This window comes from Duganella violaceipulchra, assembly GCF_019166075.1.
Classification (GTDB): Bacteria; Pseudomonadota; Gammaproteobacteria; order Burkholderiales; family Burkholderiaceae_D; genus Rugamonas; species Rugamonas violaceipulchra.
Genome location: NZ_JAHTGR010000018.1, coordinates 16,652 through 41,481 on the forward strand (window position 1 = coordinate 16,652; position 24,830 = coordinate 41,481).

At 64.4% G+C, this 24,830-nt stretch carries 17 protein-coding genes; 5 read left to right on the forward strand and 12 right to left on the reverse strand.

From position 1 onward, the window contains the following. Positions 1–8 precede the first annotated feature (8 nt). The 4 genes from KVP70_RS26690 to nosZ are packed head-to-tail and all read right to left on the reverse strand — an operon-like array spanning position 9 to position 6,829. The gene (locus KVP70_RS26690; RefSeq protein WP_217945443.1) at positions 9–947 is read right to left on the reverse strand and encodes an ABC transporter ATP-binding protein; all 939 of its coding nucleotides are present in this window, start codon (positions 945–947) and stop codon (positions 9–11) included. Beyond that, positions 922–2,211, reverse strand: a complete 1,290-nt coding sequence (locus KVP70_RS26695) for a nitrous oxide reductase family maturation protein NosD (RefSeq protein WP_217945444.1) — start codon at positions 2,209–2,211, stop codon at positions 922–924. The genes KVP70_RS26690 and KVP70_RS26695 overlap by 26 nt, the downstream gene beginning before the upstream one ends. Beyond that, positions 2,208–4,841, reverse strand: coding sequence for a NosR/NirI family protein (locus tag KVP70_RS26700; RefSeq protein ID WP_217945445.1), 2,634 nt, complete (start codon positions 4,839–4,841; stop codon positions 2,208–2,210). Before KVP70_RS26700 ends, KVP70_RS26695 begins: the two co-directional genes overlap by 4 nt. Before the next feature lie 56 nt (positions 4,842–4,897). Beyond that, positions 4,898–6,829, reverse strand: a complete 1,932-nt coding sequence (gene nosZ / locus KVP70_RS26705) for a TAT-dependent nitrous-oxide reductase (RefSeq protein WP_217945446.1) — start codon at positions 6,827–6,829, stop codon at positions 4,898–4,900. Positions 6,830–7,050: 221 nt separating this feature from the next. On the opposite strand from nosZ, the gene KVP70_RS26710 reads away from it, so the two are divergent. The 3 genes from KVP70_RS26710 (at position 7,051) to KVP70_RS26720 (ending at position 12,107) form a co-directional block, all read left to right on the forward strand. Beyond that, positions 7,051–8,394: a diguanylate cyclase domain-containing protein gene (locus KVP70_RS26710; RefSeq protein WP_229225114.1), complete on the forward strand. Its 1,344-nt coding sequence runs from the start codon at positions 7,051–7,053 to the stop codon at positions 8,392–8,394. A gap of 249 nt (positions 8,395–8,643) precedes the next feature. Next, positions 8,644–11,367: a TonB-dependent receptor gene (locus KVP70_RS26715; RefSeq protein ID WP_217945447.1), complete on the forward strand. Its 2,724-nt coding sequence runs from the start codon at positions 8,644–8,646 to the stop codon at positions 11,365–11,367. Between the two features lie 95 nt (positions 11,368–11,462). Continuing rightward, positions 11,463–12,107: a GntR family transcriptional regulator gene (locus KVP70_RS26720; protein WP_217945448.1), complete on the forward strand. Its 645-nt coding sequence runs from the start codon at positions 11,463–11,465 to the stop codon at positions 12,105–12,107. Between the two features lie 13 nt (positions 12,108–12,120). Here the strand turns inward: KVP70_RS26720 and KVP70_RS26725 are convergent, their stop codons facing one another. The 3 genes from KVP70_RS26725 to KVP70_RS26735 form a co-directional block, all read right to left on the reverse strand. Next, positions 12,121–13,032 carry a hypothetical protein gene (locus KVP70_RS26725; RefSeq protein WP_217945449.1) on the reverse strand — a complete coding sequence of 304 codons (912 nt, stop codon included), beginning with the start codon at positions 13,030–13,032 and terminating at the stop codon, positions 12,121–12,123. Further along, positions 13,029–15,695 carry a TonB-dependent receptor gene (locus tag KVP70_RS26730; protein WP_229225115.1) on the reverse strand — a complete coding sequence of 889 codons (2,667 nt, stop codon included), beginning with the start codon at positions 15,693–15,695 and terminating at the stop codon, positions 13,029–13,031. Before KVP70_RS26730 ends, KVP70_RS26725 begins: the two co-directional genes overlap by 4 nt. A gap of 108 nt (positions 15,696–15,803) precedes the next feature. Continuing rightward, positions 15,804–16,751, reverse strand: a complete 948-nt coding sequence (locus KVP70_RS26735) for a helix-turn-helix domain-containing protein (RefSeq protein ID WP_217945450.1) — start codon at positions 16,749–16,751, stop codon at positions 15,804–15,806. Positions 16,752–16,919: 168 nt separating this feature from the next. Here KVP70_RS26735 and KVP70_RS26740 point away from each other — a divergent pair, with 168 nt between their 5' ends. Then, a complete protein-coding gene (locus KVP70_RS26740) occupies positions 16,920–19,169 on the forward strand; it encodes a glycoside hydrolase family 3 C-terminal domain-containing protein (RefSeq protein ID WP_217945451.1) in 2,250 nt (749 codons plus the stop codon). 118 nt (positions 19,170–19,287) lie between these two features. Here the strand turns inward: KVP70_RS26740 and KVP70_RS26745 are convergent, their stop codons facing one another. The 4 genes from KVP70_RS26745 to KVP70_RS26760 all read right to left on the reverse strand — a co-directional run bounded on the left by KVP70_RS26745 (position 19,288) and on the right by KVP70_RS26760 (position 23,053). Beyond that, positions 19,288–19,707, reverse strand: a complete 420-nt coding sequence (locus KVP70_RS26745) for a hypothetical protein (RefSeq protein WP_217945452.1) — start codon at positions 19,705–19,707, stop codon at positions 19,288–19,290. Between the two features lie 145 nt (positions 19,708–19,852). Next, positions 19,853–20,221, reverse strand: coding sequence for a hypothetical protein (locus KVP70_RS26750; protein ID WP_217945453.1), 369 nt, complete (start codon positions 20,219–20,221; stop codon positions 19,853–19,855). 315 nt (positions 20,222–20,536) lie between these two features. After that, a complete protein-coding gene (locus KVP70_RS26755) occupies positions 20,537–22,213 on the reverse strand; it encodes a sodium:solute symporter family transporter (RefSeq protein WP_217945454.1) in 1,677 nt (558 codons plus the stop codon). 183 nt (positions 22,214–22,396) lie between these two features. Continuing rightward, positions 22,397–23,053: a PEP-CTERM sorting domain-containing protein gene (locus KVP70_RS26760; RefSeq protein ID WP_217945455.1), complete on the reverse strand. Its 657-nt coding sequence runs from the start codon at positions 23,051–23,053 to the stop codon at positions 22,397–22,399. 86 nt (positions 23,054–23,139) lie between these two features. On the opposite strand from KVP70_RS26760, the gene KVP70_RS26765 reads away from it, so the two are divergent. Further along, positions 23,140–23,682: an NADPH-dependent FMN reductase gene (locus tag KVP70_RS26765; protein ID WP_217945456.1), complete on the forward strand. Its 543-nt coding sequence runs from the start codon at positions 23,140–23,142 to the stop codon at positions 23,680–23,682. On the opposite strand, the gene KVP70_RS26770 is transcribed toward KVP70_RS26765, so the two are convergent. Then, complete coding sequence (locus tag KVP70_RS26770; RefSeq protein ID WP_217945457.1) at positions 23,639–24,820, reverse strand: MFS transporter; 1,182 nt, start codon at positions 24,818–24,820, stop codon at positions 23,639–23,641. The genes KVP70_RS26765 and KVP70_RS26770 overlap by 44 nt on opposite strands. Between the last annotated feature and the right edge of the window lie 10 nt (positions 24,821–24,830).

Consider the following 24,830-nt stretch of genomic DNA (forward strand, 5'->3'; position numbering starts at 1 on the left):
TTCCTTTGTTAGTCCGAAAAGCCGAAGAAGACGTCTTCCAGCGACGGCTCCCGCAGGTCGAGGTCGGCCAGGCGCGGGCCCAGGCCGGACAGCGCCGCCAGCACCGCCATCTTGGCCTCGCGCGGGCAGCGCAAGCTCAGGCCGCGCGGGCCGTCGGTGGCGAGCACGCCGGTCAGGTGGGCGGTCAGCTGGCGCGCCAGCGCGTGGTCGTCCGGCGCCAAGGTCAGGTTCAGCGTCAACGGCAGATGGGTCTGCTCGCGCAGCTGGGCCACGCTGCCGAGCGCCTGGATCTTCCCGGCCGACATGATCGCCAGCCGGTCGACCCGCTCCTGCAGCTCGGCCAGGATGTGCGAGGTGATGATGATGGTCACGCCCTGGTCGCGCAGGCCGCGCAGCGTGGCATAGAAGTCGCGGATCGCCTGCGGGTCGAGGCCGTTGGTGGGTTCGTCGAGGAACAGCACCCGTGGCGAGCCCAGCAGCGCCTGGGCGAAGCCGAGGCGCTGGCGCATGCCCTTCGAATAGTCGCGCAGCGGCTTGTGGCCGGCGTGCGCCAGTCCGACCTGTTCCAGCATGGTCGCGCACTGGCTGGCCGGCGCGCCCTTCAGGCGGGCGAAGAAGGCCAGCGTCTCCAGTCCGCTCAGATTGTCGTACAGCACCACGTTCTCGGGCAGATAGCCGAGCTGGCGCCGGGTGTGGCGGAAGCCGCGCCCGTTCACCGCCGTGCCATGGATGCGGATCGTGCCGGCGTCGGGCGCGACCAGGCCGAGCATCATCTTGAACAGCGTGCTCTTGCCGGCGCCGTTGTGGCCGATCAGGCCGAAGATCTCGCCCTGGGCCACCGACAGGTCGACGCCGTCGACCGCGTGCAGCGCGCCGTAGTGCTTGCTCACGCCGGACACCAGGATCGCGGCGTCGGCGGGCTTATTGTCCGGGATAGTGCTTGCCATACCAGGTGCTCCAGTTTTTGTTATTGGGCTGCATATGCGGCTTGGGATCGACCACGCTGGGCACGCGCAGCAGCGGGAATTGCTGCGACACCAGGCGCAGCGCCTGCACCGCCGGGCTGGCCATCAGCAGGCGGGTGCCGGGGTGGCGCCAGCTCAGGCGGTCGACCATGTCGTTGGCTTCGTAGGGGACGTCGCCGATGCCGTCGCCGTTGCGGTCCCAGCCCAGGTAGTTGCTCCAGTGGTTGCCGCGCTCGCCGCCCCAGCGCTCGTCGCGCGCGCCGACGTAGCGCACCTGCTCGCGGTTGGCGATGAAATCGTTGTCCTCGACCTGGTTGTGGATCGAGCCGGCCGACAGATGCACGCCGACCCGGTTGTCGACCACCAGGTTGTGGCGGATGGTGACGTATTCGACGTCGTAGATGAACAGGCCGCGCTGGTTGCCGGCGACCACGTTGTTCTCGACCAGCGAGTCCTGCATGGTGCGCAGCATGATGCCGTGGTCGGAATTGCCCCAGGTGCGATTGTTGCGCACCACCTGGTTGCGCACCTCCATCAGCGCCAGGCCGCCGCGGTTGTAGTAGCTGTCGTTGTCTTCCCACAGGTTGTAGTAGGAGTTCATGTAGTGGCTGCCGTAGCGGCTGTGGTGCAGCCGGTTGCCGCGGAACACGGCGTGGTGCGAGACGTCGACATACAGCGCGTCGCGCACGAAGCTGATGTTGTTGCCGATGATCTGGGCGCCGGTGGTGTTGTACAGCTGCACGCCGTTGCCGCGTTGCGAGGAGTTGTAGTCGCGCTTGCCGGTGATCAGGTTGCCTTCGATGCGCACGTCGTTGGATTTTTCTATCCACAGTCCGAACAGGTTGTAGGTCAGATCGCAGTGGCGCACGATGGCGCGGTGGGCGCCCGGATACAGGTAGATGCCGGCGTTCTGGTCCTTCAGGCTGTCGCCGGAGTCGCGCACGATCAGGCCCTCGATGACGACGTCGGCGGCGGTGACGCGCAAGGTGTCGCCGTGGCCGTCGCCGCTCAGGGTCGGGCGCTGGACGCCGCGCAGGGTCAGCGGCTTGTCGACCACGAAGTTGCCGTGGTAGAGGCCGCGGGCGATCTCCAGCACGTCGCCGGGGCGGGCGGCGGCGATCGCCTGTTGCAGCGACGCGCCGGGGCCGACCTGCAGCGTGGCGGCGCGCGCCGGCGTCGCGGCCAGGCACAGCAGCAATACCAGTGACAGCGGCGTCAGCGCGCGGAGCGGGGCGGCGGGCTTCATACCGACAGCGCTCCCCAGGTCTTGAGTGCGAGGAACAGCGCGGCGCCGACCAGCAGGTTCTTGAAGCTGACGTAGCTCAGCATGTCCATCAGGCTGGCGCGGCGGTAGCGCGCCTGCCACCACGGGCCGTCCTTGACGTAGCGGCGGCCGGACAGGCGCAGCGCCACTTCGCACACGCTCCAGCCGGTCCACCAGCCGATGATGGCGCCGGCCGACAACTGGCCCAGTCCGGCGAACAGCCAGGCCAGGCTGGCCACGATGGCCAGCGCGTAGCCGGCCAGTTGCAGCCAGCGCTGGGCGGCCCAGCCGGCGGCGCTCCACGGCCACAGGTGTTCGAACACTTCCTGCACCACCCAGGCCGGGCCGCTGCTGGCCGGCCGTGGCGGGGCCGCCGGGTCGGTCGGCATGCGCGGGTCGGGGCCGGCCAGCACAGCGGCCGAGGCCGGCGTGGACGGCACCCGGTAGATCGGGATGAAGTAGCCGTCGGCGCCGATCGCCTTGATCTCCAGGCCGTCGCGCTCGCGCCGCTTGCGTTCCTTGGACAGCGGCGGGCAGGCCTTGGGATCGGTGTACAGCACCATGCAGTCGAGGCAGTGCAGGCATTCGCGGTGGTCGATGCGGCCGGCCGCGTCGATCGCCTGCGCGCCGCAGCCGACCGCGCAAGCCTTGCAGCTGTTGCAGTCCCGCTTGCGCTTGAGGCCGAACCAACGGAAGGTGCTGGGCACGGCCAGCGCCGCGCCCAGCGGGCAGATGTATTTGCAATACGGCCGCTCGATGAACAGCGACAGGCCCAGCAGCACGCTGACGAACAAGCCATACGGCCACGCGCGGTGGCTGATGCCGACCAGGAAGGTGGTCTTGAACGGTTCGACCTCGGCCAGTTTCTCGGCCAGGCCCATGGAGAACATCGACACCGTCAGCAGCGCCAGGAAGATGGCGTATTTGAGCCATTTGAGGCGGTCGTGCAGGGCGCGCGGCAACTGCCGCTGGAAGCGCTTGAGGCCGATCACCCGGCCGACCTTGTAGAGCGCCTCGGACAGCGAGCCGAACGGGCACATCCAGCCGCAGAACAGGCCGCGTCCGAACAGGAACACGGTGACGATGATGAAGATCCAGAACAGGAAGATGAACGGGGCGGTCAGGAACAGCGACCAGGTCCACTGGAACAGCAGCGCGTGGAACCAGGTCAGCACTTGCGTGATCGAAGGCTGGGCCATGGCGCCGAAGCCGACCAGGACTATGCTCAGGCCCCAGGCGCTGTACTTGAAGGCGTTCACCGGCCATTTGTTCTTGTGGGTGGCGCGCCGGGTCAGGCGTTCGCGCAGCGCGTACACCACGCTCACGCCCACCAGCAGCAGCGCGAACAGGCCGATCTCGAGCGCGCGCGAGCGCCAGATGCGCTCGTAGGGCTTGGCGGCCTCGGCGACGGCGGGGCGGCCGCCCTGCAGCAGCTCGGCGGCCAGCCAGTAGCCGGCGTCGAAGGTGGTGAAGCTGCGCGCGCCGGTGGCGCGGTCGACCCGGTTGCCGAGGAAGGACAGCTTCCACGGATAGGCGCTGGAGAAGGCCGCCGAGCGGATCACGAAGATCGCCGACTCGTTGTAGGCCGGCGCGCCGGCCGCCTCCAGGCCGTACAGGTTCAGGTAGTCGGTGTCGCGGAAGGTGTAGGAATCGGCGCCTTGCTTGACCTGGATGCGGTCATACAGGCCGCCGCGCACGAAGCCGGAACCCTTGAACGATTCGATGCCGCCGCTGCGGACGATGAACAGCGCGTGGTCGCGCGGGCCGAGCTGGGCCTGCAGCGCGCGGTAGCCGGCGTCGCCCAGCAGGCTGGCGCCGACGTCGGGATGGCCCAGGTCGCCGAACCACAGTTCGATGAAGGGGTTGCCGCCCGGCTCCAGGCCGACCTGCTGCGGCTTGACCAGCAGCCGTTGCACGCTGCCCTGCTTGACCAGCTGGTCCCACGACAGGCGCGTGCCGCGCACCGCGTAGACGGCCGGCGCGCGCACGGTGGGCGCGACGATGCCGACCTGGCGGGCGATGGCCATGCCGGAGCTCATCATGACCTGGTTTTGCACGATCACCGTGACGGTGGCGCCGGAGATGGCGTCGACCCCCAGCACGCCCTCGTCGGGACGCGACTGGCCGACCTCGATCTTGTCGGCCACCGATTTGCCCAGGTACTGGCGGTTGAAGTTGAGCAGGGCCGATTCCGGTATGCCCAGCAGCAGGATGGGTTCGGAATGCTTGAGCACTTTGATGCCGACGAAGCGGCCCTTCAAGTCCATGCCCATCAGCGTGACCACCGGCTTGCCGGAGTAGGCCGGGGTGTCGGTGATGTCGGTCGACAGCATGACGTAGCCGAGCAGCGGCTTGCGGCCGGCGACCTCGGGGCCGTAGGCTTGCACATAGGGCGGCTGGCCCAGGCGTTCGGAAAAACTGGCGGCGCCGGGGAAGACCTCGGCGCAGGCGACCAGCGCGCACATGTTCTTGGCGGTGGACAGATCGGGCGGCAGGGCCGCCTCGTAGGAGCCGCTGGCGGCGCGGCCGGGGACTGCGGCCAGCCACAGGGCGCCGAGCAGAAACAGTCTGGCGAGCCCTTGCCAGGAAAAAAAATCGCGGTAGGAAAACATGGATGTCCCTGGTGAAGCGCGCCCCGCACGGGGCGCGCTGGTGCTGCTCTCGGCGCTTAGCCTTCGACGATCATGCGCGTGCGCATTTCCAGGTGCAGCGCGTGGCAGAAGTGGGTGCAATAGCACCAGAACACACCCGGCTTGTCGGCGATGAAGCTGACCGAGGCGGTTTCCTGCGGGTTGACGATGAAGTTGACGTTGTACTTCGGAATGGCGAAGCCGTGCGTCAAGTCTTCCACCTTGTCGAGGTTGGTCAGGATCAGCGTCACCTCGTCACCCTTCTTCAGCTTGAACTCGCGCAGGCTGAAGGCGGGCGCCTGCGAGGTCATGCGCACGGTCACCTTCTTGCCGTTGCGGACCACGCCGGAATCCTTGGGGTCCTTGGTCGCCAGCGGGAAATCGTCCAGCGCATAGATCTGCTTCGGATGGACCAGCTCGCGCTTGAAGATGATGAAGTCGTGCGGCTCGCCGCGCACCGGGTGGTCGGCCAGCAGCACCATCTTCTCGCCGGAGATGTCGATGAACTGCTCGTTCTCCGGATGCAGCGGGCCGACCGGCAGGAAGCGGTCCTTGGAGAATTTGCAGCCGACCGCCAGGTATTTGCCGTCGGCGGCCTTGGTTTCCGAGTGGGAGGCGTTCAGGTGGCCCGGCTGGTATTGCACGTCGAGGCGGTCGATCACGTATTTGGCGGTCTTGTCGCCCTTGTGGAACTTGATCGCGGCGTCGACGTTCCATTTGACCACCTGGCTGTCGAGGAACAGCGTGGTGAAGGCGTTGCCGCGGTCGTCGAAGGCAGTATGCAGAGGGCCCAGGCCGAGTTCGACTTCGGCGACGATGGCGCTGTCGAGTTTTTCCAGCTTGCCATCGAACCAGTCCAGCACGCGGCTCAGTTCGATCACGGTGCCGGTCGGCGACAGCTTGCCGGAGCAGATGAAGTACTTGCCGTCCGGGCTGGCGTTGACGCCGTGCGGGTTCTTCGGCACCGAGACGTAGGCCGTCAGCGCGGTTTTCGGGTCCTTGTTGGCGGCCTGGGTGCCGTCGACCACGGGCACCTTGGAGTCGCCGATGGTCTTGAACTTGCCGGCCTTGACGGCCGCCTCGACGCGGGCGACGTTGAAGAACAGGCAGGCGTCGCGCTCGGCGGACATCATGTCCTCGTAGTGCACGCCCATCTCGGTGTTGTACTGGTTGGTGGCGGCGAGCTTGCCGTCGTAGCTGGTGGCGACCAGGTCGCAGTTGCCGTCGATCAGCACCTGCCAGCGCACCTCCATGCTCTCGGCGTCGACGCAGCTGAACAGCGCGCGGTATTTGCTGCCGTCCTCGGTGCCGGTGTTGGGCAGCGGAATGGCGAACTCGCCGCCGCAGAACACGCGGGTGGTGTGGTTGATCTTTTCGTCGACCGGGTCGCGCTTGTCGGGGAAGATGCCGTGGAAGCCCTGCACATTGGGCAGGTCGGTGATCTTGTCGCAGATGAAGTAGTCGAGGCGGATGCGGGCGATGCGGGCGTTGATCTTGTCGTTGATCCAGGCGTAGCGGCCGTCGTAGTTGCCATCGGTGTAGGAGGCGTGGGTGTGGTGGGTGTCGGCCACCGTGTACTTCAGGCTGCCGTCGGGCTTGGTGCCCATGACTTTCTTGGACTCGTTGGTGATGCCCCAGCCGACCAGCGCGTCCGGCACGAAGCAGGGGATGCGGTGGATCTCGCGGCCCGAAGGCAGGCCCAGCACGCGCATGTCGCCGGTGTGGCCGCCGCTCCACAGGCCGTAGTAGGTGTCGAGCTCGCCCGGCTTCAGATGGGTGGCGTTGGCCGCGCCGCCGTGGGCCGCCGCGCTGGCCGAAGCGGAAGCCGAGGCCGCCGCGCCGGCGCTGGCCGGCTTGTCGCCGCAGGCGGCCAGGCCGCCGATGCCGACCAGTGCCGCCGTGTTCAGGAATTGGCGGCGTCCGGCGACGCGCGCATCTGCTGCTGTTGTTTTTTTGTCCTTGTTCATCATGCGAGTCCTCGTGGTTTGCCTGCTGGTAAGAAATTTTCGGAACAGAGCTGCATAATGTTCTTGTGGTCCGCGAATTTCATTGATACAGATCAAGATCGCATTTTCCATAGTGACTAGGCACAATTGCCTAGTACGCCTGCGGGAGGGGATGTTGTTGGTCTTCAGTCACAATCTGCGGGCAAACAGCTTGATTGCGCCAATCGGGACTAAAATTGACTACCATGGGAAAATTTCTTGCCGCCAAGATCGCCCGCTTTACCGACTTGCTCATGGACGCCGTCTGCATGGTCGACGCCGAGGGCCGCTTCGTGTTTGTCAGCGCCGCCTGTGAACGCATCTTCGGCTATGCCGCTCGGGAAATGATCGGCATGCAGATGATCGACCTGGTGGCGCCGGCCGACCGCGAACGCACCCTGTCGGCGGCGCGCGCCATCATGGACGGCCAGCCCACCGCCCACTTTGAAAACCGCTACGTCCGCAAGGACGGCAAGATCGTCCACATCATGTGGTCGGCGCGCTGGTCCGAGAGCGACCAACTACGGGTGGCCGTGGCGCGCGATATCACGGCCGCCAAGCAGGCCGAAACGATGCAATCGGCGCTGTACGCGATCTCGGAGGCGGCCCACGCCAGCGACGACCTGCCGGCCCTGTTCGAGCACATCCACCAGATCATCGGCGCCATGCTGCCGGCGCCCGGCTTCTCGGTCGCACTGCGCAGCGACAAGGGCGGCTGCGTGGAATTCTCCTATCACGTCAACGCCCATGGCCGCACCGAGCCGCATCCACTGGCCTGCTGGCTGGGGGAGGAAGTGCTGCGCAGCGGACAGGCGGTGCTGCTGACACCGGCCACGGCGGCCGCGCTGCCACCGGCCTTGCAGGCGGCGGCCGTGCTGCCGGATTGCTGGCTGGGCGTGCCGCTGACCACCGGCCAGGGCCATATCGGCGTGCTGATGTTGCAAAGCGGCGACCAGCCGGACCATGCCCGCTATACCGACCAGGACCGGGAATTGTTGATGTTTGTATCGCACCAGGTGGCCACGGCGATCCAGCGCAAGCAGCTGCATTCCAGGCTGCGCTTCATGGCCCAGCATGATGAACTGACTCAGCTGCCCAATCGCCGGCTGTTCCTCGACCGCCTGCAGATGGCGGTGGCGCGCGCCCAGCGCCACCAATGCCGGCTGGCCCTGCTGTTTATCGACCTGAACAAGTTCAAGCAGATCAACGACGAGCACGGCCATGCCTGCGGCGACCTGCTGCTGCGCGAAGTGGCGCACCGGCTCAAGCATTGTGTGCGCGAATCCGACACCGTGGCGCGCCTCGGCGGGGACGAGTTCGTCGTCATCGTGGAAGAAGTGCTGGTGGCCGACGACGCCTTGCAGATCGTCGACAAGATCCACCAGGTGTTGGCGGCGCCGATGTTGCTGGCCACCGGCCTGGGCCTGGCGATCACCGCCAGCGTCGGGGTCGCGCACTATCCGGAACACGGCGCCGACATCGAGCAGCTGATGCGCTACGCCGACCAGGCCATGTACGCGGCCAAGCAAATGGAAGAGCATACCGGCTAGTCGCCTCAAGCCTGTCCAGACAGTGATTTGACCACATGGCTCCTTCGGGAGCCATGTTCGTTTTGGTCGCGGTTGTGCCGATTTCGTTCGTTTCCAGCGTTGAGACTACCAAGACGTCCTCAGCCGAGCCACGTAAGCTCTGTTGCGATTCGATAGTCTGTTGACACACGCCATCGAAGCAAACCGGCAGTTTCATTGCAACGATCCTCCACGCTCGATGGGGGACGTCATCACTAGGAGACGAGTAATATGTTTCAGGAGAAAATTTGTGTGCGCTGGGTGAAGTTGGCGCTGGCCTTGTTGTCGGCCCACGGCTTGGCGCACGCGCAGCTGGAGGAGGCGCCCAAGCCGGACGCCAAGATGGAGCGGGTGGAAATCACCGGCAGTAATATCAAACGCATTGCGCAAGAGGGCGTCTCGCCGATGACCCTGATCACCAAGGAAGACATCAAGCGCTCGGGCGCGACCTCGGTGCTGGACGTGTTGCGCAACCTGCCGTCGGTCGGCGGCAACGGCCGCGATTTCACCAACGGCAACGACTTCCGCAACGGCGCCACCTCGGCCAGCCTGCGCGGCATGCCGACCCTGATCCTGTTGAACGGCAACCGCCTGCCGGTGTCCGGTTCGGACGACTCCAACGGCTTCACCTCGGTGGACTTGAACATGCTGCCGCTGGCGGCGATCGAGCGCATCGAGGTGCTCAAGGACGGCGCCTCGGCGATCTACGGCACCGATGCGGTGGGCGGCGTGATCAACTTCATCATGCGCCAGAATTACCAGGGCGTGGACCTGAGCACCAGCTACGGCGCCACCACGCTGGGCGGCGGCGATGTGCGCAAGCTGTCGGTGGCCGGCGGCTACGGCGACCGCGCCACGCAGAAATTCAACCTGACCTACGCCGCGATGTATGAGGACACCAAGCGCATCAAGGGCACCGACCGCGACTGGGCCAACCACATCGACTTCGGCGCCAGCGGCGGCCTGCAATACGCCAACGTCTACGGCGCCCACGGCACCGACGCCGGCACGCTGTCGGTCGGCGGCAACCGCTTTGCCGACCCGGGATGCCTGCCCGGTTCCAAGCTGCCGTATCCGAGCGGCGCCGAATGGTTCCCTTCGCCGACCCGCAACGGCTGCCTGTCGGCGACGGCGGAATTCACCGACCTGGTCAAGCCGTCGCGCCGCGCCGGCGCGACCGCCGCGCTGAACTGGGATATCGCCCCGGACCTGAGCTTGTTCGCCAACGCCTTCTTCACCAACTTCGACAAGCGCATCGTCGGCCAATCGTCGTGGCTGCAGGGCCGCAACCGCAACAACCTGGTCATCCCGGCCTCGAATCCCTTCAACACCTACGGCAAGCCGGTCACGGTGCGGCGCGATTTCCCGGTCTACGAGGGCGGCATCAAGACCAACGTCGACAACCTCTGGCTGCTGACCGGCCTCAAGGGAGAGTTGGGCGGCTGGGACTGGTCGGCGACCTTGTCGCACGGCGAGGAGCGCGGCCGCACCGAATACCGGGGTGCCTACAAGCTGGAGGCATTGAACCAGGCGGTCGACGACGGCCGCTTCAATCCCTTCGGCGTCAACAGCAATTCGGACGCCTTGATCAGGGAGTTGTCGGGCGACATGTACGTGAAGACCCGCAGCAAAACCGATTCCATCAAAGTGCAGGCCGGCACCGAATTCGGCGAGCTGCCGGGCGGGAAGATCGGCGTCTCGATTGGTTCCGAACTGCGCAAGAATTCGCTGTCGTACACGCCGTCGCAGGACTGGCAACAAGGCTTGCTGGGCCAGTACGCGGTGCTGCCGCCGATCTCGGGTTCGGAAAAATTGTCTGCCGTGTATGCCGAGCTGAGCTTGCCATTGCTGAAGACGCTGGAGGCCCAGGCCGCCGTGCGCCACGATAAATATGAGCTGGCCGGCGCCACCACCAATCCCAAGTTCGGCGTGAAGTGGAAACCGAGCAAGGAGATCATGGTGCGCGCGAACTACAGCACCGGCATGGTGGCGCCGTCGCTGCCGCAGCGCTTCAGCCAGGGCCGCGACGCCTTCTTCCAGACCAAGGACCCGCACCGCTGCGTCGAGGGCGATGAGTATTTCGATGCCTACTGCAGCCGCCAGGTCAAGGCCTCCAACGTCGGCACCAAGGGCTTGCAGCCGGAGAAGTCGAATCAGTACAACATCGGCTTCGTCATCGAACCCATCAAGGACCTGACCTTCGGCCTGACCTATTACGACATCAAGTGGAAAAACAAGATCGACATCCTCGATACCACGACGGTGCTCGATAATGAAGATGGCGCCTACAAGTCGAGCGTGGCGCGCAAAGCCGTCACCGCCGACGATATCGCGGCCTACGCGACGCTGTCGGCGGCCGACCGGGCGCGGCTGGGGCCTTTGCGCGGCGAGCTGTCCAGCATCCAGACTGGCTGGGTCAACCGCTTCGAGTCGCACACCGCCGGCATCGACCTGGAAGCGTCCTACACCTTCCGCACCGAGCAGCTGGGCCGCATCAAGGTGTTCGGCGACGCCACCTACACGCTGCGCTACGACACGGTGCTGTTGGCCGACAACGTCTACATCAACTGTCCGAACAACACCTCGTGCGATAGCGGCGAATACGGCAATCCGCGCGTGCTGGCCAACGTCGGCATGAACTGGGACCTGGGCGCGTGGAGCGGCACCGGCATCGTCAAGTACGTGGCCGGCACCAAGGTCGATCGTTCACCATCGGCGGTGCAGAACCAATGGTATGACTTCTATGCCAAGGGCCGGAGGATTCCCGCCATCGCCACGCTGGACGCATCGCTGGCGTATTCGGGCATCAAGAACACGGTGATCCGTGTCGGCGCCAACAACGTGTTCAACCGCGATCCGGCCTTCGACCCGGGCTCATCGCTGGGCTACAACGACAGTTGGGGCGATCCGCGCGGCCGCTATGTGTATGTCAGCCTGGACTACAGCTTCAAATAAGCGTTGCTGACGATCCGGCCGCCTTCTTGCGGGAGGCGGCCGGATTTTTTTTTGTGCGTATAATTCGTATACTTTATTCGCATGGTTGCTGGAGCATGAGCCTTGTAGTCCGAACACTCTCCGAACAAATCTTCACGCTGATACGCGAGCGCATCATCGCCGGCCGGATTGCGCCCGACGCTTCCATCCGCCAGGATGCCTTGGCCGCCGAACTGGGCGTGAGCAAGATCCCCCTGCGGGAAGCCCTGGTGCGCCTTGAGCAGGAAAGCCTGCTGGTATCCCATCCCAATCGCGGCTACTTCGTGCGGCCTTTGAGCGCCGAGGAAGCGGAAGAAGTCTACGCGCTGCGCCTGAAACTGGAACCCGATTCGGTCGGCGAGGCGAGCCGGTTGGCCACGCCGCAGGACAAGGCCGCGGCCAAGCGCGCGCTGGACGCGCTGGATGAGGCGATGGTCTCGAACAGGGACATGGTGGGCGGTCTCAACCGCGATTTCCACATGTCGCTGGTGCGGCCGCTCGGCCGCCCGCTGACCATCCAGATGCTCGAACGCCTCAATATCATTTCCGAACGCTATGTGCGCAAGCACCTGGAGCCCGCCGGCCGCGAGGGCCGGGCGCACAAGGAGCATCTGGCCATGCTGAAGCTGTGGTCGCAGGGTAAGGGCAATGTGGTCGCCGCCATGATGCACGACCACATTGCCTCGACGCTGGAAGATCTGCGGCGGGAATTCAAGCTTTGAGCGGGGCGGGGCGTCAGGAGTAGCAGTCGTTCCTGGCCTTGCCTGAATTGTCCAGCGATACGCGGGCGCTGTCCATGCGGGCCGCGTGCATGTAGAACACGTCGGCTGCGATATGGTGGTTGCCGCCATAGACTTCCGCCAGGATGGCGTACAGCTCCGGATCGTGGGCCTGCAAGTGCTGGTCGTTGACCACGGTCAGCGTGTCGGTGATGTAGGCCTTGTTGGAATTGAACCAGAACTGCGTGCCCTCGGCCCAGTACTCTTCCAGGGTATTGGCCATGTAGGCGCCTTGCCACAGGCGCTTTTCCCTGGCGTGGGCATAGGAGCTTGCAAGGCGCGCGATCAGCTGCGGATCGATGGTGCGCAGCGCGTTCATGATGTTGTGCGAAAACTCGTGCACCAGGATGTTCTCTCCGTAGTAGCGCGTCTTCGGCACGCCCATGATGTTCTCGGCGGCGCCCGTGGTGTACAAGCCGCCCATGCCGCGCGAACGCGCATCCCAATATTGGCGGTCCGTCATCTGGCCTATCGTCTTGGCGTAATCGCGCACCTCGCACTTGGTCAGCCTGGGGTCGTCGATCGCCGGCTTTTTCCAGTCGCGCTGTTCCGGCAGGTCGGTGGTATTTTCCGTGATCGCCATGACGCCGACGCGGGCGCCTTGGCGCGCCAGCTCGTCGCGGATGTCGGGACGGTACGCCAGCATCGATATCACGATGTCGCGCGCCGCCAGTATCGCCACGTCCGGCACCTGGCTGGAGCCGGTGATCGGTATGCCCTGGGCGTCGGCATATTTGGCATAGAAGGGATCGAAGCCGAAACTCGACGGCGGCGTCCGGATCAGGTCGACATGCGCGCAGGCCGCCAGGCCCGCCGCGACGGCGATCGCGGCCAGTGCCTTAGCCGGATTGAATAGTTTGGTTTTCATTGGAATTTGTAGGTCAATCGAACATAGTAGGCGCGGCCGATCGGATCGGACAGGCGCGGATCGTAGCCGGTCTGCGGGTTGGCGTTCTGGTTGGAGAAGGGTGGATCGCTGTTCAGCAGGTTCTTGATGCCCGCGGTCACGGTGGTGTTCTTGAAGCCGGTGTAGGCGCCCGACAGCGTCCACACCGAATTGGCGGAGACATCGCGCTGGTATTGCGCCGCCACCGCGTTCTGGTCCACGTAGCCGGAGGTATAGCGTTGTGACAGCGTCGAGCTCCAGGCGCCGTTCATCCAGCGCAGCGCGAGATTGTGTTTCCAGCGTGTGGCGCCGTTGTACACGCCGATGCTTTCGAATGGATCGACGTCCGGCGTGGTCTGCCACACATTGCTGGTGACGTAGGTGCCGTTGACCCAGGTGTCGAACCAGCCTATCGGCGTCTGCGGGAAGCGGTACTGCAGCGTCAGGTCGATGCCGCTGCTCTTGCGAACGCCCAGGTTGGCCAGCGAGGACAGGTTGACGTACTCGAGCGCCGTGCCGCTGGCGTTGTAGTGGAAGCGGTCGCGGTATTTTTCCGGATCGGCGAACAGCTCGGCCTCGGTCAACGCCGCGCCGATGCCGTCGGTGACTTTGATGTGCCAGTAGTCGAGCGACGCGGTCAGGTCCTTCACCGGCTCGAACACCACGCCGAAGGAATACGAGCGCGACTTCTCGGGGTGCAGTTCGGGGTTGCCGCCGCTCCTGCCGGGCTGGATGGCGTGGCATGCCGTGAGCGGATTGACGCCGGCCTTGGCCACGCTGCCGGGGCACAGTTGCGGATCGTCGTAGGCGCCCGCGGTATTGGTGTCGTAGACTGGCGAGTGCATTTCGTACAAGCTCGGCGCGCGGAAACCGGTATTGGCCGATGCGCGCAGCATCACCTGTTTCAGCGGCTGGAAGCGGATGCCGAGCTTGGGATTGAAGGTGCTGCCGGCGTCGCTATACCGGTCCGAGCGGGCGGCCAGTTGCAGTTCCAGCGTCTTGTGGAGCGGCGCGACGAGCTCCGCGTACACGGCCGACAGCGAGCGCGAGGCGTCCTGGTCCTTCACGCCAAACAGGGCGGTGGCGCGATAGATCGCGGCCTGGTCGACGATCGCGTGGTTGACGGTGTAGGTGGAATTCTCCGTGCGATGTTCGGCGCCGATCGCCAGCGCCAGGGCGCCGCCGGGCAGCGCCATCAGCTCGCGCGTTGCGCGCGCGTCGACGCTGGTGTTTTTCGCCTTGGCGTTCAAGGCGTTGCCGGTCAACAGCGCGCCTTGCAGGTAGGCCGCTCCCTGGGCGTCTTGCGCGCCGAACGGGTTGAGCGTGCCGGCGCTGATGCCCGGCTGGATCAGGGCGTCTTTCACATAGCCGCTGGTGAAATCCTGGGTGACCCGCGTTTGCGCGTAGCTGGCGCCGCCCGTCAGGTCCCATCCGTAGGCCGAGCCTTCCAGGTTGAGCACCACGCGGTCGGACACGCCGAGGTTCTTCGAGGTCCGCTGTCCCGCCTCCAGCGGACGCCAGCTGATCGTCAGGTCTTCGCCGGTGAGGCCGCTCACGGCGGGCGTGCCGCCCGCCGCGCCCGGATACCACTTGTTATCGGCGTGCATTTTCAGTCCGGTCAAGGGCGGCGGTGCGATGCGGCTGATGTTCTCGCTTTCCGAGTGCAGGTAGTCCAGCGTGGCCAGGCCATAGGCGCCGAAACGCAGCGCGCCCTTGACATAGGCGGTGGTCTGCTTGGTATCCGGAATATCGTCGACCAGGCGCGCATAGTCCTGCCGGCAGGTGCCCATGTCGGTGCTGCCATTGCCGGCTTGCGGCACCGTGTTCGGCGCAAAGCAGCCGCTCGCATAGCGTGGGTTGCCGGTGATGCCCTTGGCGGAAAAGAAGTTGGCGGGGAAGGTGGTGCCGCTGGTCTTGTTGATGCCGTATGCCGGTTGGATGCCGGTGGACGAGTACGGCCGGTCGATCGAACGCACCCGGCCCTGGTCGTGGTAGTCGAGCACGCCAAAGATATTGTAGCCATCCTTTTGCAGGTCGCCGAAGCCGGCGGTGACGTTGCCGCGCTTTTCGCGTCCGCCGGTCTGTTGCGGAATGACGGCTTCGGCGGTGGCCGACACGCCGGTGAACGAGCGCTTGGTGATGAAGTTGATCACGCCGGCCACCGCATCGGTGCCGTAGATGTGCGAGGCGCCGTCGCGCAGGATCTCTACCCGGTCCAGCGCCGCGAACGGAATGGCGTTCAGGTCGACGCTGCTGCCGTCGAAGGGATGGTTGGCCAGGCGCCGGCCGTTGAGCAGCACCAGCGTGCGGTCGTCGCCGAGGCCGCGCAGATTGGCCGACGACTTGCCGCCGCCGTCGAAGCCGATGCTGGTGCTGCCGACGGTGGTCTGCTGGTTGGCGGACACCGAGGACAGCACTTCCTCGATCGTGGTCATGCCCTTGCTGACGAATTCATCGGCCTTCATGATCGTGACCGGCAGCGCGGATTCGCCGGCGATGCGCTTGATGGACGAGCCGGTCACGGTCACGCGCTGGATTTCCGTTGCCGCTTCCTGCTCCTGGGCGAGAGCGGGCAGGGTGGAGGTGATGGCCGCGCCGCCCAATGCGAGCAGGACGGCGCGGTGGATGCGAGTCATTTGGAACATATTGTTGTGTCTCCCTTTTTGACGACTTATAAAAGCTGGCAACTACGATCTTGAAATTTTCAAGACCTGCCTGCGCGTCAAATCCTGCGGAAGTAACACAAAAACGCTTCAATCTGCGACGCTGCACGCCTCGGTCTGCACATCGCGCGCCAGCTGGCGGAAGGCCGCCGGCGCCACGCCGTAGCGGCGCGCGAAGGCGCGGGAGAAATGGCTGGCGTTGGAGAAGCCCAGGTCGAGCGCAACGTCGATGATGCGGGCGTCGCCGCCGACCAGGAGCTCGCGCGCGCGCTCGATGCGCAGCTTCATCAGGTATTGGTGCGGCGGCATGCCGACCGATTTGTGGAATTCGCGCGAGAAGTGGGATGCGCTCATCGCGCAGGCCTCGGCCATGTCCACCACGGCGATTTCCTCGGCCAGCCGCTCGGCCATGTAGGTCAAGATCTTTTGCAGGCGCGAACCCGCCAGGCTGCTGGTGGCGGAGGCGGCGGGCAGCTGCGCGTGCTGCTGTAGCAAATATGCCACAAGTGCCGATGTCAGGTGGTCGCGGAATTGCGGCGCCCAGTCGCCGGCCAGGGTGTCGGCGTCGAGCAGCTTCAGGGTCAGGTCCATGACCACCCGATCCGGCGCGATCCAGTTGCTCGACAGTGTGGAAAGGCTCTGGCCGCAACTTGCCGCCATGGACCGCACGGTTGCCGTCGGGACGAAGATGTTGACGATGTCGCAGCCGCTCAGGCGCAGCCAGCGGCCCTGGGCGCCCGGCATGCAGACGCGAAAACGGTTGGCGCCGATGACGCCGCTCCAGACCGGGGCGCTGTCGTTCCAGACTTCCGATTGCTGTGGTTCCAGCTGGATGGCGATGCGGTAGCTGTCGGGATGGGGCACGATGGAACGGATCGCGGTATCGGCGTCGTCGGCGGTCCAGCGCACGATCACCGCGCCCGACAGCGGCAGCGGCCCGATGCAGGCCCGCAGCGGCTCCGTCGCGCCGCTGCGCCGGAAGCATTCCTTGAGCGCGTCGGAGTTGTCCCATCCGAAGGTCTGCGTGAGCTGATCCATGATTTGCCACAATCCAGAAATCGTATACCGTATATTACCTAGAGAGCGTGCTTTGAACAAGAAGGTGTTGCGGAATATCGTTCCACCGATTCGTCATTTTCATAATTGCCCGGTCTGCGCGGCGGGGGCACAATCGCCCGCAAACAATTCAGAAAGTGACGGAGACAAATGAAATTGCGGAGAAAAATCAGCCTGATATCGGCCGCCGTGGCGCTCTGCTGCGGTAGCGTCGGCGCGCAAACCGGCGAGACTGCAGCGCCTGCGGCCACGCCGTGGATGAACGCGCAGCTGGGCGCGGAGGAACGGGCCCGCCTGGCGGTCGCGGCGATGACCTTCGACGAGAAGCTCAAGCTGGTCTACGGCTACTTCGGCGCTGACATGGAATCGAAAAAGAGCACCCGGCCGGCGCCGTCGCACAAGCAATCGGCCGGCTTCATCTACGGCGTGCCGCGCCTGGGCATCCCCCATCTGTGGGAAACCGACGCCGGCGTGGGCGTGGCCAGCCAGGCCGGCCCGGACGCGCGGCCGGGCACGGCGCTGCCGTCCGGCTTGAATACGGCGGCCACCTGGGATCTGCAGACCGCCTATGCGGGCGGCGCCATGATCGGCGCGGAGGCACGCGCCTACGGCTTCAACGTGCTGCTGGCCGGCGGCGTCAACCTGATGCGCGAGCCGCGCAACGGCCGCAACTTCGAATATGCGGGCGAGGACCCCCTGTTGGCCGGCAAGATCGTCGGCGCGCAAATCAAGGGCATCCAGTCGAACCGCGTGGTGTCCACGCTCAAGCACTTCGCCCTGAACGACCAGGAAACCGGCCGCACCACGCTCAACGTCAGGATCGACGACCGCTCGGCGCGCATGTCGGATCTGCTGGCCTTGCAGATCGCGAACGAGGACGGCAATCCGGGTTCGGTCATGTGTTCCTACAACCGTGTCAACGGCGCCTATTCGTGCGAGAACAGCTATCTGCTGAACGAGGTGCTGAAGAAGGATTGGGGCTTCAAGGGTTGGGTGATGTCGGACTGGGGCGCGGTGCACAGCACGGTGCCGGCCGCCAATGCCGGGCTGGACCAGCAATCGGGCATGCCGTTCGACCAGGCCGACTATTTCGGCCCGCCGCTGAAGGAGGCCGTGTTGAACGGCTGGGTGCCGCAGGCGCGCCTGGACGACATGGTGCGCCGCATCCTGTATGCGATGTTCGCGCACGGCGTGGTGGACCACCCGGTGGCGCCGGCGCCGCAGACCATCGACTTCAAGGCGCACGCGGCCGTGTCGCGCAAGGATGCGCAGGAGGGCATGGTGCTGCTGAAGAATAGCGCCGGCGCCTTGCCGTTGAAGCCATCCGCCAAACGCATCGCGGTGATCGGCGGCTATGCCGACCGCGGCGTGCTGGCCGGTGGCGGTTCGTCGCTGGTGTACCCGGCCGGCGGCAATGCGGCGCCGGAACTGGCGCCCAAGACCTGGCCCGGTCCGGTCATGGTCTATCCGTCGTCGCCGCTGAAAGCCATCCAGGCCCGCATGCCGTCGGCCACGGTGGTGTACAACGACGGCAGCGACCGCGCTGCAGCGGCCAAGCTGGCGCGCGACAGCGACGTGGTGCTGGTGTTCGCCACACAGTGGACGGGCGAGGGCTTCGACATGCCGAACCTGTCGCTGCCCGACCAGCAGGACGAGCTGATCTCAACGGTGGTGGCGGCCAACGCCAACACGGTCGTGGTGCTGGAAACCGGCGGTCCGGTGACGATGCCGTGGCTGCCGAAGGTGTCGGCCGTGCTGGAGGCCTGGTATCCCGGCAGCGATGGCGGCGAGGCGATTGCCGGCGTGCTGTTTGGCGAGGTCAATCCGTCGGGACATTTGCCGGCCACCTTCCCGGCGTCGGAATCGCAATTGCCGCGCCCGGTGCTGGACGGTTACCCCGAAGTGGCGGACCGGCGCTTCGATGTCGACTACAGCGAAGGCGCGGCGGTTGGCTACAAGTGGTTCGACCTGAAGGGCCTCAAGCCCTTGTTCCCGTTCGGCCACGGCTTGTCCTACACCGAGTTTGCTTTCTCGGACCTGGCCGCCAGCGTCAAGGGCGGCGTGCTGCGGGCCTCGTTCACGGTGAAGAATGCCGGCAAGGTGGCGGGCAAGCAGGTGGCCCAGCTCTACGTGTCGCCGTTGAAGGTGCGCTGGGAAGCGCCCAAGCGTCTGGCCGGCTTCCAGAAGGTCGAGCTGCAACCGGGGGCGGGCGTTCAGTCGTCTGTTACCGTCGATCCGCGCTTGCTGGCGGTCTATGACTCGGCATCGAAAACCTGGAAGGTCGCCAAGGGCGATTACAAGCTCACCCTGGCGTCCAGCGCTGCCGACGAGCAGTCCATCAGCACCGTGGTGCATCTGGAGGCCGCCGTCTACGATGTGACGGGCAAGCTAACCCGGTAAAACGCTGGACGATAAAAAAGAGCGGGCGCTGCAAATGCAGCGTCTGCTCTTCTTATTTTGTACTAGCGCTGACTTGGCCTGAGATGAGCTGTCAGATGAGTTAGAGTTGAGTTCGACTCTACGATGGGTTCTGGAGTATCCAACTAGCCATCAGGTCCTGAAGGTCGTTTGCGTAATTCCAGGATTTAAGTTCGCTCAGCTTGACTTTGTTTTTCTTGGCGGCCACAGCTAAGGTGCCCTGAAATGCGAGATAACGGTCGGTCACATGCTTAGCCCCCGGCAGCGTACGTGCAGACTTCTTGCGGAGAAAATCCCGAACACAGCCAATTGCTTTGACGGGATCGTTCTCATGAACCTTGGTGTCCAACCCCGCAAGGTCGCTGATGCTTGCGTTGTGTTGGTACTGAACCCCATCCAGGATGCCAATGTGGTGGTCCCATTGATATGGATTCAACGTATGCATTGCATAGGCGATTCCGGCCTCGAATGGCATGTTAAAGCGAGGTAGCCTGTTCTTCCCCAACTGCACGCGGCTCATGTCATGGAGCGAGTCCGAGCCTGAAAGCCAAGATCGTGAATCGTAAAGACGATTGCGTCGAAAAGAGGCTTGAACTTGGCGTCGAACGGGCAATTAAGGAAGACTCGGGTATCGTAGTCAGCCGGTTTATTCACTGAGAGGGCCATCAGATCAGCACCATCGAGGCTAAGAGCGACTTTCGCGTTTCGTCGTCGAGCTTCAACTTGGTCTTGGGTGCCGGAAGGTGGTGGATCTCGGGATGTTTGCCCACTACGTTGCTTCGCGAAAGGTTCAACTTCACGATCTTCCCTGGCTTCAAGGTGGTATTCGCCTCGAGGACCTTGCCGGGTGCCGATATGACAACTGTCTGGCCTCGCCCCTTAGCGCGCGCGAGCGTCACTTTGTAAGTCTTGCCTGTTGGAGGCTTTGACGCGGGCGCCTTATGAACTGACAACACGACCTTTTCAGCCACATTAGCTATCGTCTTCTTGGTACTCTTCTCACCTACGACAGAACTGCCGATCTTTTTGGCCACCGCTTTCCCCATTTTCCGAAATCTTGATCCGAGCGTTGTTCGTAACCATAGTCCGATGATAGCCCCTAACAGGCAGGTTGTCATGTCGAGCAAAATTTTGGATGCAAAATCGATTCTACGGAGGGAGACGAGGGCCGGGCTGTTGAGCCTGAGAGCGACACTGAACTCCCTCTGGATCTCATAGCGTATTGTGAATGCTACATTGGTATGCGCGCAACCGGGCGAGCGACGTCGCCGCGTCCAAATTTACTGCGGCTACGCTTCACGCCCCGCCCGCGGCTTTTGCTTGTGTATCTCCGGATATCGGGCGCGTCGTTACCACCAAAGGCTGTAGATCGTCGTCAGCGCGACGGCGATCACGGCCGAACCCAGCGCAAAAGCGCCGTCGACGCGGAACAGCGAAGTATCGATGTGCATCGGCTTCGACAAGTTGTCGCGCTTGACGCCGGCCATCTTGCTGATCACGACCATGCCGGCCACCACCACCCAGAACACGATGAACATGCGGTCGAGGAAGGGGATCTCGGCCAGGCCGCCGGCGGTGACCTTGGCAAAGCCGATCGGCACCAGGAAGGACAGATCCATCATCGACGGCAGGAATTTCAGCACGATCGAACCAACCAGGCCGCCCAAGGTGGCGAACATGGCCGCGCCGGCCGTAGTCCTTTTCCAGAAGAAGCCCAGCAGGAACATGGCCAGGATGCCGGGCGAGACGAAGCCGGTGTATTCCTGGATGTACTGGAAGCCGCCTTTCTTGTCGATGCCCAGCATCGGCGCAATCAGCACGGCCAGCGCCATCGCCACCACCACGCTGACACGGCCGATCCACACCATGCGCTGTTCGCTGGCCTGCTTGTTGAAGGCCTTGTTGTAGATGTCGAGCGTGAAGATGGTGGCGATGCTGTTGGCCTTGCCGGCCAGCGAGGCCACCACCGCCGCCGTCAGCGCGGCGAAGGCAATACCCTTCAAGCCCGATGGCAGAAGATTGAGCAGGATAGGGTAGGCGCGGTCGGGATTGATTTCGCCGCCAACCTTCATCGCATCGCCCAGCGCGCCGGACTTGTCGAGCGCATACGCGGCGATACCGGGCAGCACCACGATCACCGGCATCAGCAGCTTCAAGAAGGCCGCGAACAGCAGGCCCTTGCGCGCGGTCGGCAGGTCGGCGCCGAGGGCGCGCTGGGTGATGTACTGGTTGCAGCCCCAATAGTTCAGGTTGACGATCCACATGCCGCCCAGCAGCACCGATAGGCCGGGCAGGTCCATGTAGTTGGGATTGTCGCGCGTGAGCACCATGTCGAAGTGGTCGCGGGTATGGGCGTACAGTTCGGACAGGCCGGACAGCGCGCCTTGCTTGTGCGCCAGCGCGGCCACCATGTCGAGCGCCAGCCAGGTCGTGACCAGGCCGCCGACCACCAGGCAGGTCACTTGCACCACGTCGGTGTAGCCGATCACCTTCATGCCGCCCAGCGTGATGACGGCCGCGAATACGGCCAGGAACAGCATGCACGGCAGCAAGGCGATGCCGGACAGACTGCTGATGGCCAGCGCGCCCAGGTAGAGGATGGAGGTCAGGTTGACCACCACGTACAGGCCCAGCCAGAACAGCGCCATCGTCGTGGCGACCGCCTTGCCGTAGCGCTGTTCGAGGAATTGCGGCATGGTGTAGATGCGGTTCTTCAAATAGACCGGCATGAAGAACACGGCCACGATCACCAGCGTGGCGGCGGCCATCAGCTCATACACGGCGATCGCCATGCCGATGCGGAAGCCGGAGCCGCTCATGCCGATGAACTGCTCGGCCGAGATGTTGGAGGCGATCAGCGAGGCGCCGATGGCCCACCAGGTCAGCGAACCCTCGGCCAGGAAGTAGTCATGCGAGGCTTTGCCGGAGCCGCCTTGCTTGCGTCGGAAAACCCAGATGCCGTAGCCGGCGACCAGGATGAAATAAACGAGAAAGACGGTGACGTCCAGGGTGGAAAAAGTGCTCATGCAACGCTCGAAATGTGAAGTTTGTCTCCGGATGGACGGCCTGGTTGCGGCCGTACCCTTTTTTTAAATCTGCCAAGTGAAAATCTTAGGCGATTTGGACCGGAAAACGCCAATACGACTTTTGCACTCAGCTATATCGTTTGGGTAAGGCTCGGCTTCGAAGCGCTGCTTTTTTCGTATTGCCTAGGCGCGGCGGCGGCGCGCGATCGCGCCGAGCAACAGCAAACCGCCCGCCAGCATCGCATACGACGATGGCTCTGGCACGGCGCTCACCGAGAACTTGATATTGTCGATGCCGACGTTGTAGGCGCTGTCATGCCACAGAATGCTCAGGCCGCTGGCCGAGGAGACGTTCGGCATCAGGGTGGTGGCCGAGTTGCCGGTCGGAATAATGCCGTCAAAGCTGAACAACACCGGGCCGCCGATCGCCGACACCGTCACCGAGGTGGTGTGCGCGCTGCCGTAGGTGCCGAGGTCGAAGCGCGACAGGCTCACCACCTGGCCGGCCTGCTGCGGCAGCAGATCGATGCGGGCGGCCGAATGGGCGTCGTTCTTGCCACCCCACAGCACGCCATGCAGGGTGCTGTAGCCGGTGCTCCACCAATTGAGCGTGCCGGCGCCGGTATAGGGCGCGGCGTAATGAACATCGACCACGCCGGCCACGTCGCCGTAATCCTGCCCGATGCTGCCATTGCCGTTGGAGCAATCCTGATGCGCGCCGTAGCCGCTGCCGTTGGCGGTGCAGATCTTGGGGGCGTCAAAGTCGAGCGTGTAGTTGGCTGCGTGCGCGCTGCCGGCGAACGCCAGTGCGGCGCCCAGGACGAGAGATGCTGTTTTCATGTCGTTTGCCTTTCGGAAATTTGTTAAAAATAAAACATGTACTATACAATAAGTGTTAGTTCGACATCGTATCCATCAGGAGAAATATGAAAGTATTAGCATTCGCAGCAAGCAACAGCCGCAAATCGATCAACAAGAAACTGGCGACCTACGCCGCCGGCCTGCTGGACGGCGCCGAGGTCGAGCTGCTGGATTTAAACGATTACGAAATGCCGCTGTTCAGCATCGACCGGGAAGCGGCCTCCGGCCATCCGGAACTGGCCAAGGCCTTCTTGCAAAAAATCGCCGCCTGCGACGCCATGATCATCTCGTTTGCCGAACACAACGCCTCGTACAGCGCCGCCTTTAAGAACCTGTTCGATTGGTGCTCGCGGATAGAACCCAAGGTGTTCCAGAACAAGCCGATGGTCTTGCTGGCGACCTCGCCCGGCGCCCGTGGCGGCGCCTCCGTGCTGGCCGCCGCCACCGGCTCCGCGCCATTCTTTGGCGGGCAGGTCAAGGCCAGCCTCGCCATTCCCGCTTTCAATGACAACTTCGATCTGGAGCGAGGCGTGCTCAAGCATGAGGAACTGAATGCCCGGCTGGTCAGCGCAGTGGCGATGCTGAAGGAAGTCGCGCCCGCGCTGTAGTTCTTTGCCCGAGATAGGGCAGCAGGCTGATGAGTGCCAGCACCGCCAGCGCGACGCCCACCCACAACGGCGAGCGCAGGCCGTAGCCGGCGGCGATCCCCAGCCCGCCGATCCACGACCCGGCCCCCAGGCCGATGTTGATGACCGAGGTGTGGATGGTGTTGACCAACGGCCCCGGATGCGCGGTGCGCATCACCCGCGCGATGATGGCGGGATTCATCGACATGCCGACCAGGCCGGTCACCACCAGCAAGGCGACGCTGATCGTCTGGTCCTGTGCGAAGACGGCGAACAGCGCCAGGCTGACGCCCAGGATCAGCATGCCCCCGACCATGAGCGGGATCGTGTACTGGTCGGCAAAGCGCCCGACCACGCCATTGCCCACCACGTTGGCGACGCCGTACACGCCCAGCAGCCAGGGTATCGAGGAGGGCGGGAAGCCGCTGACCTCGATCAGGATGGGCGCGAAGTAGCTGAAGGCGGCGAAGATCGCACCGATGATGAGGCCGCTGCTGGCGAAGGCCGTCCACAGATGGGGATTGCGGAACTCCTTCAGTTCGCTGTCCAGGCTGACCGCCTGCGATGGCTTGGAGCGCGGCACCAGCAGCGTGACCAGCACCATGCACAGCACCGTCAGCACCACCACCAGCCAGAAGCTGGCGCGCCAGCCCAGATGCTGGTCGATCAGCGTGGCCATCGGCACGCCCACCACGGACGCGAGCATCAGGCCGCCGATCACGATGGCGGCGGCGCGCCCGCGCGCGCGCACGTCGACCACGTCGGCACAGATCGCCAGCGAGACGCCGAAGCAGGCCGACGCTGCGACGCCGGTGGCCAGCCGCGCGATCGCCATGACGTCATAACTGGTGGCCGAGGCGGCGATGGATTGGGCGATCACATACAGGCTCAGCAGCCCAAGCAAGCCTTCCTTCTTGGTGATGCGCAGCTTGAGCATGCCGACGGTGATCAGCGGCCCGCCGACCACCATGCCGATGGCGTACAGCGAGATCAGGTAGCCGATCCGCGTCACCGGTTCGCCCAGGGCCAGCGCCAGCGACGGCATCATGCCCGCGACCATGAATTCGGAGGTGGTCAGCGAGAAGATCGTCAAGCCGAGTATGTAGACAAGCAAGGGCATACAGGTTTCC